General features: G+C 47.5%; 8 protein-coding genes. All 8 read left to right on the forward strand.

Features of this window, described 5'->3' with window-relative positions; translation table 11 throughout:
• The first annotated feature begins 131 nt into the window (after positions 1-131).
• The 8 genes from gap to ACJJI0_RS20475 all read left to right on the forward strand — a co-directional run bounded on the left by gap (position 132) and on the right by ACJJI0_RS20475 (position 13,180).
• Positions 132-1,166, forward strand: a complete 1,035-nt coding sequence (gene gap, locus ACJJI0_RS20440) for a type I glyceraldehyde-3-phosphate dehydrogenase (RefSeq protein ID WP_444883993.1) — start codon at positions 132-134, stop codon at positions 1,164-1,166.
• A 153-nt stretch (positions 1,167-1,319) separates the two neighbouring features.
• Positions 1,320-2,756, forward strand: coding sequence for a pyruvate kinase (gene pyk, locus ACJJI0_RS20445; RefSeq protein ID WP_444883994.1), 1,437 nt, complete (start codon positions 1,320-1,322; stop codon positions 2,754-2,756).
• Positions 2,757-3,582: 826 nt separating this feature from the next.
• A complete protein-coding gene (locus ACJJI0_RS20450) occupies positions 3,583-8,709 on the forward strand; it encodes an RHS repeat-associated core domain-containing protein (RefSeq protein ID WP_444883995.1) in 5,127 nt (1,708 codons plus the stop codon).
• Positions 8,709-9,836, forward strand: a complete 1,128-nt coding sequence (locus ACJJI0_RS20455) for an ADP-ribosylglycohydrolase family protein (RefSeq protein WP_444883996.1) — start codon at positions 8,709-8,711, stop codon at positions 9,834-9,836. The genes ACJJI0_RS20450 and ACJJI0_RS20455 overlap by 1 nt, the downstream gene beginning before the upstream one ends.
• A 220-nt stretch (positions 9,837-10,056) precedes the next feature.
• Entirely contained in the window at positions 10,057-10,491 is a 435-nt protein-coding gene (gene tnpA, locus ACJJI0_RS20460; protein WP_444883997.1) for an IS200/IS605 family transposase, read from the forward strand.
• Positions 10,492-11,072: 581 nt separating this feature from the next.
• Entirely contained in the window at positions 11,073-11,537 is a 465-nt protein-coding gene (locus ACJJI0_RS20465) for a hypothetical protein (protein ID WP_444883998.1), read from the forward strand.
• An 82-nt stretch (positions 11,538-11,619) separates the two neighbouring features.
• The gene (locus ACJJI0_RS20470; protein ID WP_444883999.1) at positions 11,620-12,861 is read left to right on the forward strand and encodes an RHS repeat-associated core domain-containing protein; all 1,242 of its coding nucleotides are present in this window, start codon (positions 11,620-11,622) and stop codon (positions 12,859-12,861) included.
• 1 nt (position 12,862) lies between these two features.
• Positions 12,863-13,180, forward strand: a complete 318-nt coding sequence (locus tag ACJJI0_RS20475) for a hypothetical protein (protein WP_444884000.1) — start codon at positions 12,863-12,865, stop codon at positions 13,178-13,180.
• Positions 13,181-13,759: the final 579 nt, after the last annotated feature.

The raw sequence follows: 13,759 nt of genomic DNA on the forward strand, positions 1-13,759 counted from the left end.
TCGGGTAGTACTTTAGTGACTGATGCAAGTGCGCTACACCATCAGGCAAATCGTCATAAAAGTTCGCTAGAGTGCATTCATAAATGGATGCAATAGGGGATAACCAGAAGCTAATAAAAAGGTAAAGCCAGATGAAAATTAAACTCGCCATCAATGGTTATGGCCGTATCGGTCGCAACGTCACCCGTGCCATCTACGAGTCTGGTTACAGCGATCGTATCCAGCTGGTTGCGATTAATGACTTGGCTCCGGTTGCCTCCAATGCGCACTTGACGCGTTTTGATACTATTCACGGCCGCTTTGCCACCGAAGTAAAAGTGGACGGCAATGCGTTGATTATCGGCTCTGATAGAGTTCAGGTCTATCAGGAGCGCGATCCGGCTAAACTGCCTTGGGGAAAGCTGGGGGTGGATCTGGTATTGGAATGTACCGGCCGCTTTACTGACAAGGCTTCTGCTTCTGCCCATATCGAAGCCGGTGCTGCAGCGGTGCTGATTTCCGCTCCTTCAAAAGATGCAGATCTCACCGTAGTTTACGGCGTGAATAATAGTAACCTGACCTCGGAGCATCGCGTAGTTTCCAATGCTTCCTGCACCACCAATTGCCTGGCACCGGTGGCACAGGCGCTGCACCGTATGCTGGGAATTGAGCGGGGCTTTATGACCACGGTGCATGCCTATACCAACGACCAAAACACTCAGGATGCGGTACATGCGGATATTTATCGGGCACGTGCTGCGGCCGACAATATGATTCCCACCAAGACTGGGGCGGCGGCGGCCGTGGGTCTGGTATTACCGGAATTAAAGGGGCGCTTGGATGGAATGGCGGTTCGGGTGCCGGTAAGTAACGTCTCTCTGGTGGACTGTCAGTTTATTGCGAGCCGCGATACTACGGTTGAAGAGGTAAACCGTATTATGCAGAGCGCCGCAGAAGCCAGTGGTGGTGTTTTGAGCTATTGCGACCAGCCTTTGGTTTCTGTGGATTTTAATCACACCACCGCTTCCAGCCACTTCGATGCCAATCACACGCGGGTGAATGGAAATCTGGTGAAGGTGATGGCCTGGTATGACAATGAATGGGGCTTCTCCCACCGTATGTTGGATACCAGCTTGGCCATGGCAGCAGCTTTACAGTTGGATCTGCCGGTGGCGGAATCTGCCTGAGTTTACTCCTATGATAGGTTGACCCGAAATTGGAAAACCCTTGTGGGAAAGCCTGTGAATTCGTCTTGTACTCTAGTGGGCCGGCTAAATTTACTTTTGCAGTGCTAGTCGGTCGTAGACATTTTCTTTCAAACAAATATCTAACGGGACCATATGATTCGCCATACAAAAATCGTCGCCACTCTGGGACCCGGTACCGATAAGCCGCGTGTGATCGATGAAATGATTCGTGCTGGCGTGAATGTTGTGCGTTTAAATTTCTCCCACGGTAGTGCCGATGACCATCGCCGTCGGGTGCGGGAAGTGCGAGATGCTGCTGAGGCACAGGGGAAAACTGTCGCAGTGCTGGGCGACTTACAGGGCCCCAAAATTCGAATTGCCCGTTTTACAGCCGGCAGCGTGGCGCTTGAGAACAATGATGAATTCACACTGGATCTCGACTGCCCTCCGGAAGGGGGCGATGAGCATCGTGTGGGAGTCGACTACCCCAGTCTGATCAGTGATTGCCATTCCGGTAATATTCTCCTGCTCGACGATGGCAAGATTCGCCTGGAGGTGACGGGCACAACTGCCAGCAAGCTGTATTGCCGTGTGCTGCAGGGCGGGAAACTCTCCAATAATAAGGGCATTAACCTGCTCGGTGGTGGTTTGTCCGCGCCAGCTTTAACTGAAAAAGATTACCGCGATATTGAACTGGCTGCCGAATTGGAAGTGGATTTCCTCGCAGTGAGTTTCCCCCGCTGTGCCGAGGACCTGGAGACCGCGCGCAAGGCCATGCAGGCTGCCGGTAGCCAGGCCGCCATTGTGGCCAAGATTGAGCGCGCCGAAGCCGTTGCCGACAATGCACAGATGGATGCCCTGATTCTCGCCTCTGATGCGATTATGGTGGCACGTGGCGACCTAGGGGTAGAGATTGGCGATCCCGCTCTGGTGGGTGTGCAAAAGAAACTGATCAACCGTGCCAATGCGCTCAATCGTGGCGTAATCACCGCGACGCAAATGATGGAGTCCATGATTACCAGCCCAACGCCCACCCGCGCGGAAGTGATGGACGTGGCCAATGCCGTGCTGGATGGCACCGATGCGGTGATGCTCTCTGCCGAGACCGCCGCTGGGGATTATCCTGTCTCCGCAGTGGAATCCATGAGCGAGGTGATTGTGGGGGCTGAGCAGTATCTCGGCAGTGTGCCTTACTCGCCAGAGGAACATGGTGCTTCGGATCGTATTGATACCGTGATCGCCCAGGCCGCTATTGATGTGGCTGCCCGAGTGGAGAATCTCTGCGCAGTGGCTGCGTTGACAGAGTCTGGCCGAACCCCGCGTATGATGTCCCGCGCCAATACCCGCCTGCCGATTTACGCTATGACAAGGCACCCCAATGTTGCACGTCAGCTGGTACTCTTGCGCGGAGTAGAGCCCATCAGTTACGATCCAGCCACGGTGCCTCTGGGGCACCTTACCGAGTCAATTATCGAAGTGCTGGGCGCGCGCATAGACCTGCAAAAAGGCCAGCGGGTATTGATCACCCAAGGTGAGCGCCTCAATGTCGGTGGTCATACCAACTCGATGCGTATTAAAGAAATCGAATAAATCTTTATGGTGTAAGTCATTACTAACGGTTTAGGGGTTGAAATTAGTAATGGCTTTCACCTGAAGAGAAAGATTGTCGATAAACTTTTCATTTCTCCATTCTCAGCTGCTCACTTTTTCACCCAGCTCTAAATTCTTTCTAATCTTTTCTCCTCTCTTGGTTTGTGATGTTGTTCACGTTGCGCCTGATCCTGGAGTGGTTCTATAGATCCAACTAGTAGCTACTAGTTAAAGCAGTGAAGAGGGATGGCAGCACAAATAACTTTTTTAATGAGTTATTGCCGGTTAAATTCGAATTTGATTTTTCTTTTAGATCTTTGCAGTAAATTATCTGTTGTTAGGATGATTGCCTTTATATTTATTACGCTTAATTCAAAATATTTTCAGTAATTTATTTGTCTGCAGCGCTACACTCGTTGTCGTACTCGTGTAATACCGTTTATCTATCCCCCTCGACCTATTTGCGGTAATCTGCCCAGATAGGTCGCAATTTCAGGTATCCCTTACCGGTAGCTTTGGCCTCATCCCATCCAGGTGCCGGTAAATTGGAGCTATTGGCAAGTAGTTTTCCATAAGCTTTCGGGATCATGAGGTTTACTATTTAAGATTTCACAAATTGCGAACATCCTAATCCAAAAGATTTTGGGCTGTGACAAGTACTCGTCGTGTTATTACTTGCAGGGTGAAAAATTTTTATTGGAATAGAGGCCGGCCATGTGCGCCGGGTTGTAAATAGATGTGAAGATAAATCGGGATGATTTATTGGATCTGGCAAAGATAAAAGAAGCTGGCGTAGAGCGGGCTTACGGCGTTTGAAGGATTATCCATGCAGCTAAGTGTCGAGAATAGGCAAGGCATTCGTTATATGGTGAGAGTTGGCTGGGCGTACCAGATGGGTATTCCCCTGCAGGTGGATGCCACCCAGCTCTTATCTATGTTCGATAACGCCGCCATTCAGGAGATCTATGAATACTTTTTCGGCTTGAATGGGATTTCCTGCAATACGCTGAGTGTCAGTATCCAGTCCAGTCAGTCGGGTACGATATTTCTTGGCCCCTTAAGTGAAGCTCCGGGACATTTAACCAGCCGGGAAAAAGAAATCTACCTGGCCCTGGTACAAAACCGCCTGATTATTGAGGAAGCCCCATTTGCCGCTACCGAGCTGGTCGACAAGCAGGCGCAACTGCTCAGCAAAATCCGTATAGGGTTTCAGCAGATTATTGCTCAAGAGCGGGCTGAGGCTGCGTTGATTCAGCAGCGCCATGAACAGCGCTCGGGTCTAGAGAAGGTAGGTGCTTATATTAATCGAGGCGCTACGGGCCTGGGCAACGCTGCCTGGGGGCTGGCCGTTTGGGCTAAAGACGTGCTTGAAGTGGCTGCACTAATCCATCCTGTACGTCAGTCCTTTGAGCAAAATAAAGCGGTTGTCAATTACCTGCTCCATGATAAAAGTCTTGTAGAGTCTCAACGGGAATATTTATCGGCTGTTCAGCGAGAAGCGGTAGATGTACTCGGCTTCGACCCCTCTAAAATCACCAAGCAGCAATTTGATCTGGCCCTTGAGGTGGCTGAACTGATTTATGACGATCCGGCGCTACGCGATATCATCATCCGTTTTGCCAAGGATTACGCCAGTGCCCAGCACAGTTTAGAAATCACCGAAATGGCCGGTGGTGGAGCTTTTGAGATTATTCTCACCATCGTGTTGGCTGCGGCTACAGGGGGTATTGGTGCGGTAGCGGCTATGGCGAAAAATACGCGCCTGCTAACAGCCTTCCGTGGCATCGGCGACCTGATGATGGATTTTGCCAAGCTGAAAAAGCAGCGCAATCTGCTCTCCAAAAAACGCGGCGGCAATGCCAAGGGCAATGGAGCCAGCTTCTCCGATTTAAGCTCTTCAGAGGCTTCAGTGCCGTCATCTTCCGGCGGCCCCTCGTCACGCGGTTCCTCCTCAAGCAGCACTTCCTCTAGTGGTAGCTCTAGTACTAGCAATAGCTCTTCTAGCGGTTCCAGCAACGGCAATCAAAGTAGCCAGGGTGCTGGTTCCGGCTCCAACGCAGTGGGCAGGAGTCAAGCAGGTGGCAACTCCGCCTCCAACGAGCCTGATAGAGCTAACAGTGAAACAGGCACAAACCAGAATGGTGGTACTTCCCAGTGCAATGCGAATGCCTGTGAGGGCGGAGAGCCCATCAACTTAAAAACCGGTGAGGAGCGTCTCACTCTGGTGGATACGGTATTAGATGGGCCCCTGCCACTCACTGTAGCGCGTACTTACCGCAGCAGTAACCCCAAAGATTTTGGTCTGGGACATGGCTGGACTCATACCCTGGGGGAAAAACTGCTATGGCGACCCGGTAAAGCGGTGCAATTCCACGATGCCGAGGGCCGAGTGATTAACCTGCCGGCACCAGGAGATAGCGGTCGCAGCCACAATGTGGTGGAGCAGTTATCGCTTACTCGCGTTAATGATGAACATTGGATAGTTACCCCCTATGGTGCCCCCAATGGAGTGCAGAGGCACTTTAAAGCTATCGGGGATAAGGGGACTCTTAAGCTTGCAGAAATTCGCGATGGTTACGGCAACTTCTACCTGTTCCACTATATCGATGAGCGTTTAATCTGTATCGAGAGCAGTCTCGGTGAAGCCCTGCATATCAGTCCTCCGGAAGGGCAGGCAAAAAGTTTACATATTGGTGAACTGAAAAAAGAAACCCGCGATGGTCGTATTAAAGTTCTCGCAAAATATGAGTACAACAATGAAGGCGACCTGATCAAGGCCACCGATGCTGATGGCCACAGTGAGCAGTATCAGTATCACCAGCATGTTATTAAGCAGCGTACCCTAAAAACCGGCTACCGCTTCCACTTCGAATGGGATGCCGAAGGTCCCTCCGCCCGCTGTGTTCGTCAGTGGGGTGACCCTATCGATGGGCAGGACACTTACAATTATCAGTTTGCCTGGGATGATGATGGTAAGGGGGTTAGCGTCACGGATACCCGCGGCGGTAAAGAGCGTTACCGTTTCAATGAGCGCGCCCTGCCCATTTATCACCGCGATCCGGAAGGTGCCGAGACCCTTTATACATATAACGATCTGGGCCAGATCACTAAGGTACAGCTGCCAAGTGACGATGGCAGTCTGCGCGAAGAGATTTATCAATACGATAATCAAGGCCGCCTGGTACAAAAAACCGATGCCGCCGGCAATAAGCGCCGCATTGAATACAATAGCGAAGGTCTGCCCGCAAAAGTTACGGACCCTGCTGGCAATAAGTGGCAACGCGAGTACAATGAAAAAGGTCAGATCGTTGCCACTAAAGATCCTCTCGGCAACAGTACCCAGTACGGTTATAACCCCGTTGGTCTGATCGGCAGCGTTACCGACCCATTGGGAAATACCACCCGCTACTTGTGGAACCCCGAGGGTAAACTTGCGGCGGTCAAAGACCCTATGGGCCGCGCCCAACACTACCGCTATGACAACGCTCGTCGCCTGGAAGAAGTACAACACGCCCCCGGCCAGGTCACTCGCTACGAATACGATGCCCAGGATCGTATTCATGCGGTGACCACTCCAGACGGCGCCCGCACCCAATACAGCTACAACCCTCAGGGGTTACTGGCCGAAGTTACCGACTCCGAAGGTCGTAGTACCAGTTATGCCTACGACGGCCTCAGCCAGGTTAAGACCCGCACCAACCCGGACGGCAGCCGCCTGCAATATCACTATGACGGCGAGCGCAACTTAGTCGGCCTCACCAATGAAAACGGAGAGCGCTACCAGCTTAAATACGATCTCAACGAACGATTAATCGAAGAAGTCGGTTTCGATGGCCGCGTGACCCGCTATGCCTATAATCGCGCTGGCCATCTGATCAGCTCCAGAGCCGTTACCGACACTGATACTGGTAAGGGCATCGACACCATCTTCGAGCGAGACCCCTTCGGCCGCCTGTTAGAAGAAGTGACCCCGGATGGGATTACTAACTTCCGCTACAACCGAAGCGGACAGCTTATCGAAGCGGAAAATACCCACCGCAAACTGCGTTGGGAGTACGATGCCAATGGGCGTGTTGTTGCCGATTGGCAGGGCAAAGACAAACTGAGCCACCAATACGATGCCGTCGGTAATCGTATTGCCACAACATTACCCGATGGTGAAGTACTGAACTTCGCCTTCAACCCCGCCGGTCAATTCCAAAGCCTGCACCGCCGCCCCATAGGCAGTGATACAGATCAGCTGATCACCAGCATCAGCCACGATGAACAGGGCAGGGAAAGCCAGCGCCAACACGGCAATGGGCTGGAAAGCCAGAGAGACTACGACCCTCAGGGCCGCCTGCAAAAACTGCGCCTGGGCAAGGCAAATGGCCCGGTATCAGATCCGGCTCAGTCAAACTCCATCCTTGAGCGTAGCTACCAATACAATAAAGCCGGCCAGATTGCCCAAATTGAGGACAGCCTGCGCGGCACCCGCAGCTACCACTACGACGCCCTCGACCGCCTCACTCAGGTAGACGGCCCCAACCCCGAATATATTGTGCACGACCCCGCGCACAATATTCTTGCCGCCGCTAACTCGAAAGACGAAGCCAAGCAGCAGGCCAGCGCCACCCAGGTCAAAGGCAACCGCTTAGCCTTCCGTGGTGATACCCACTACCGCTACGATATCCACGGCAATCGCATCGCCGAACTGCGCGGTAAAGGACAAAAACTGCAAACCCGCTACCACTACAACAGCCGCCAGCAGCTGGTGCGGGTAGAAAAGCTCAAGGTAGAAGAGGGGGCAGAGCAGCTTCAACAAAAAATTCACTACCAATACGACCCTCTGGGGCGTCGTATTGGTAAAGTGAGTGAAAGCGTGCAAACCGGTTTTCTCTGGGATGGCGACGTGCTCCTGCAGGAAAATAAAGTCGATACCCAGACCAAGCAGGATCTCAATACCCGTACTTACTACTTCGAGCCGGGCACTTTCAAACCTGTTGGTTTAAAAGAAGATAATCAGGTTTATCACTACCATCTGGATCACCTGGGAACTCCAGATACCCTTACCAACCAAGATGGTGAAGTGGTATGGAGTGTTGCCTACAAGAGCTATGGCAATATCGCCGTGGCTCACGAAAACCAAATTGAACAGCCGATTCGCTTCCAAGGGCAGTATTTCGATGAAGAAACTGGGCTGCATTACAACCGGTTTAGGTACTATGATCCACAAGTTGGTGAGTTTACTCAACAAGATCCGGTTGGGTTATTGGGGGGATCGAATAATTATCGGTATGTTCCCAACCCAGTTAGATGGATTGATCCGTTTGGGCTTACTGCAAAAAGTGACGATTGCTCTAAAGGTGATGTAAATAAAATACCGGATGATTTTGACTTTCTTGAAGATTTAAATGTCAATAACGTCGTTGAGCAACATGCTGGTTTATCTTTTGTTGAAAATAGTAATCAGTTGCAAAGTTCTCTTGAGGGGTTGCCAGAAAATTTATATCAGCATGAGTTTTTAGCACTTCGGACCTATACCGGCCCATACTATAGGCAGATGAATGGGGTGTTGAGAGGAAAATACCCTGAAATAAGTGAGACGTGGGACCCTGTTAATAGTGCTGCAAGTAGGGCGCTTGAAAAACTTTCAGCTGACCCTTTAAGAAATTTTGCGGGAACAACTTATCGCGGTGCCCCAATGACAGAAGAAAAAGTTCATGAGCGTTTTCCTGGTGTGGGGGAAATATATTCAGATAAGGGCTTTAGTAGTTCAACTTCAGACCCAGATGAAGCTTTTTCTGGAAATGTGCAAATGACTATAAAATCTAAAACAGGTGTAAAAATACAAGATATATCTGCAGTTCCCTCCGAAGATGAGGTTTTGTTCCGTCCGGGAACAGAATTTAAAATAACTAAGAAAGAAAAAGATGAAGATGGTATTTGGCGTATTGATTTGGAGGAGGAATAATGGTTGTTAAAGTTAGTGTTCCTCCATTGTCTAATAAATTTGATGAGGAAAGTCAAACTAAAAATCAATGGCTACTAAACTACTTTATCTATCGAGAATCTTCTCGATCACAGGCAGACTTATTCAATTTTACAAGATCAATTGGGAAGAACTCTAGTATTCTAGCTGATAGATATAGAGGTTGCTTGTTAGGTCTGGCTATTGGAGATGCCCTAGGTACAACCCTGGAATTTGGTGCGAGACCGGATAAAGAGGATCTAACAGAAATTGTAGGGGGAGGACCATTTAAGTTGAAGCCTGGTCAATGGACTGATGATACTAGTATGGCTCTTTGTCTAGCCTATAGCTTGCTTGATAAGAAATCTTTCGATGCAAGAAATCAAATGGAGCTTTATCTAGCGTGGTGGAAGGATGGTCTTTTTAGTTCCACTGGTAGTTGTTTTGATATAGGGAATGCTACTGCGAGAGCCCTCAGTAAGTTCTCTGAAACAGGGCAAGAGTTTTCTGGTTCTGACGATGAAAGATCCGCAGGTAATGGTTCCCTAATGAGGCTGGCTCCGGTCCCCCTTTTTTTTGCTAGCCTGCCACAGGATGGTATCCGAATGGCTGGAGAAAGTTCAAAAACAACTCATCCCGCAATTGAATGTGTGGATTCATGTAGGTATTTTTCAGCTCTGATTCTTGGTGCTTTGTATGGCGAGACAAAAGATGTACTTTTGAGCGAAGGATATGCTCCAGTTAACGGCTATTGGGGATTTCATCCTCTTTGCGAGAAGGTAAACAAAATAGCACTGGGATCATATAAGAAAAAAACAAGAGATGAAATACTCTCATCCGGTTATGTCATTGATTCTTTAGAGGCGGCTTTATGGGCTTTTTATAACACTTCAAATTTTGAAGATGGCCTTGTGAAAGCCGTAAACCTTGGAGGTGATAGTGATACTATTGGTGCTATATATGGTCAATTGGCTGGAGCCTTCTATGGAGAATCGAAGATCCCATTTCACTTTATAAAAAAGATACATAAGCCTCATCTATTTTATTATTTTGCAGATGAGTTGGTTGCATATTATGCAGGGAGTCCAGTTTTTGAAGAGTGTAATATTGTTAATTTACAAAAAGTCTAGTTTTGCTATGTTTTGAATGTGTATGAAGCCTCTTGGTTGTCGGAATAATATTTCGACATATGCACCTATTTGAAATTATTCCTCTAATAATAGGTTAGTTTTAATTAACACACAGGTAAACCACCGCCTCTGGCGGTGAGACTTGACAAGGCTCAGCCGTTCCGGCGTGCAGAGTAAAAATATGGCCTCCATGAACGGGCAAGTTCTAGAAGGAGGCCATATGCGAGATTGGCAGTGCCAAACTCACGTGAAACATTATTGCAGGTACCACGTGGTATTTGTGCCCAAGTATCGAAAGAAAGCGTTATTTGGGACATTGAGGCGGGAGATTGGAGCAATATTCCGAGACTTATGTCGCCAAAAAGGCATTGAGTTAGTCGAGGGGTACGGAATGAGGGATCACATTCATATGCTGTTAATGATTCCTCCGAAGTTTAGTGTTTCCAATACGGTTGGGTTTCTGAAAGGGAAATCTGCGATCCAGATATTTCGGAAGTACAAACATGTACAGAGAAATTTCACAGGAAGACACTTTTGGGCTCGGGGTTACTGCGTGAGTACAGTGGGGCTTGATGAGCAGATGATTCGAGAGTGCATCAAGAATCAAGAGGTCGAAGAACGCCGGCAAGAACAGATTCAACTAGCGGGGTTGTAACTAGCCCTCTCTGGGGGCTTTCACCATACCACCCGCTATGCGAGTGGTTGTTGATTGCTCCATTAAGTCTTTGATAAGTTGGTTGTATATAATTTTGTAGCGTTAAATTTTAGTGGGGATCACTTCGTGAGCTAGGTGTAATATTAATTCTTCAATAAATGAAGAGGCTGTTTTGAGTGCGAACTTACATATAGTTTTTTCCATTTCTTGTTGAAAATTACATAGAAAGAAAATGGGTCGATTTAGGTCTGATCGAAATGGTAATTAAGGAGTGAAACATGTGTTGCCAATGTTCTCTTGATCTCTGGCTAGCCAGCCTGTGATTGGCTTGAGAGGAATACCGGCTAGGGGGCTTTAGCTACTATATTGGATGAGTATGAAGTGCTTAACTTCGCCTTCAATCCTGCCAGTAAATTCCAAAACCTACTTAGGCAGCGATACTGATCGGCTGATTAGCAATACCAAGAAAAACAATGTCTGGGCAAGGTCAACTGCCTGGAATAAGATCCGACTCAGGGCTCAATCCCTGAGTGCAGTTATTATTACGATGCCCTGGTCCGCCTGACCCAACCCCGAATGCTTTGTCCACGTTCCTACACAATATTCTTGTCGCCCCCAACTCGAAAGGCGAAGCAAATCAACAGGCCAGCGCCACTCAAGTCAAAGGCAACTGCCTCGCTTTTCGTGGTGATACCCACTACCGCTACGATATCCACGGCAACCGTATTGCCGAGCTACGCGGTAAAGGCCAAAAACTGCAAGCCCGCTACCATTACAACAGTCGCCAGCAGCTGGTGCGGGTAGAAAAGCTTAAGGTAGAAGATGGGGCAGAGCGGCTTCAACTAGAGATTCACTACCAATATGCCCCTCTAAGGCGCCTTATTAGTAAGGCTTCTAGCGATGATCAAACTGGCTTTCTTTGGGATGGTGATGTCCTCCTGCAAGAAATCAAAAGAGATCTCCAAGTTCAGCAGGATCTTAATAGCCGTACATACTACTTCGAACCGAAGACTTTCAAACCTGTTGCACTTAATGAAGATAAGTAGGTCTATTACTACCACCTAGACCACCTAGACCACCTAGACCACCTAGACCACCTCGAAACCCCGGATACCCTCACCAACCAAGATGGTGAAGTGGTGTGGAGACGTTGCCTACAAGAGCTATGGCAATATCGCCGTGGCTCACGAAAACCAAATTGAACAGCCGATTCGCTTCCAAGGGCAGTACTTCGATGAAGAGACCGGGCTGCACTACAACCGGTTTAGATACTATGATTCGCGGGTGGGAGAGTTTACTCAGCAGGACCCGATTGGTTTAGTGGGGGGAATCAATTTATACCGCTATTGCTCTAATCCGATACATTGGGTTGATCCTCTTGGGCTTACTTCTAGCGAAGTAGTTTCAATTTGTCCTAAAAAAGCAGCAAGAGAACTTTCGGAAGGTAAGAAAACACAAGAAGTTTATGAAGTAAACGGGGTATGGGATGAGGAGCGTCAAGTTTTACATCATGACTTGGTTCAAGAAAAATTAAATCGTATTACAGGTCTAGGCCAATCAGTTGATGAACCAACAATATTCGCTATGCGAGGCAATTCTGGTAGTGGTAAGTCGCGTTTTGTTAACTCTGGCGGAGTGCAAGGCGTCGAAAGTATGAATGACATTGCAGTAATTAACCCTGATGAGTTCAAGAAATTACTGATTGATAACACAAAATTTCCTGTCACACATGATCAGGTACATGCTGAGAGTTCAATGCTTGCTAAACGAGTACAAGCCGAATTGTTAAAACAAAAGGATGTATTAGGAAAGCCTGTAAGCTTTATGGTAGATAAGCGTTTAGGTGATGTTGAAGATATTCAAAAGTTAGTTGATGCGGCGCAAAACACAGGAAGAAAACTTAATGTCTCTGATATGGATGCTCCGCTCGAAATCTCTTTAATCGGTGTTCTAATGCGAAAGCCTGGTGGTGAGGACCCTATAGTCCCTTTTCATGTTGTGGGAGAGACTAGTTTCAAACCAGCAAGAGAAAACAGAGAGAAGACAATAAAATTTTTTGAGGATAATCCGGAGCTTGGGGTTTACGAGCTTTATGGTACATCCCCTTCAGGAGATAAAAAGCTGGTCACTAGAGTTGAGCAAGGTGAGTTGGATATTCTTGATCAATCTGAATACGTTAAACTTACAAGTGATCCAACTTTTGAAATGAATGAGTTGAAACATATTGAAATTGATGATGCTGAGATAGCAAGAATAACCGACCCTTTACCTGACGGAGCTTGGAAAGAGGATGTGGTTTCAACCTTATCCAAGTATAAGGGGAGAACTTGGGGTAAAGCTATTGAAGAGCATGGTGGGTTTGGAGATTGATATGAGGCTTAAAGGTGAAGCTGCAAAGCAATTTGTTGCTGAATTAAGGCGACGACACAAAAAAGAAAGGCAGGAAAGGCTGGAAAAGGCTAAGCAAAAAGCAAAATTAGATGGTAAAGAACCTTTTGATATTGATTTGGTTTTTAAGTATTTTCCAGTTTATGAACATGATAAAGAGGATATGGAAAATCCAAAAGTAATGCAGCAAAAAATAGAGGCTTTAGAGGAGCGTTACTATGTTAGCTTTCCAGATATCATGACTATAAAAGAGTTTGGTGAGAAAATGTGTGAGTTGAGAAATTGGGGGGCTTTTGATTGATTGTCTATTAGCCAGAAATTTTTATGGTGTCTGGAGGGCTCTCTGTATGTGTCCGTATCTTATAGTTCCTATTACTTGTGATCTATGGCGTGCTAAAGAGGCAGCTTAGAATGGTCATAAATTGAAGAGCTGAGATTTAGGTATGGGCAATAAAAGTATTGCCAGTACTTTATTAAGTGGTTAATTTAAATATCGGTTTACTCTGAATTGGGTAACGATGGTAAGAGTGTTACCGGTTGCCTAGATGGTGAGTAACGCTAGAAGCTGTTTTATAACTTCCTTAATGTAATTAACATGCAGGCAATATAAAAAAAGGAAGTTATAAAATGGCTTATAGGATGTATCCCATGGATTTATATCACTTGTGAAATGGTAGTAAATATAGTTGGGTGCAGTGGTAGGTGATAATTGTCTTTTTAAAAGCGAAATTGTGTCGATTGGTACCTGTAGCAGCTGGGGCTTTAAATTGCGATTAATTTTTTAATCGTGTTTTGCCCAGGGATAATTACTTGTGAAACTATTTTTCCTGTCTTTATTGTGTTTCTGGTGTGGAAACTTCATTTGAAGTGGTCCTTGAAT

Source organism: Microbulbifer mixtoriginis (SeqCode) (genome assembly GCF_052466695.1).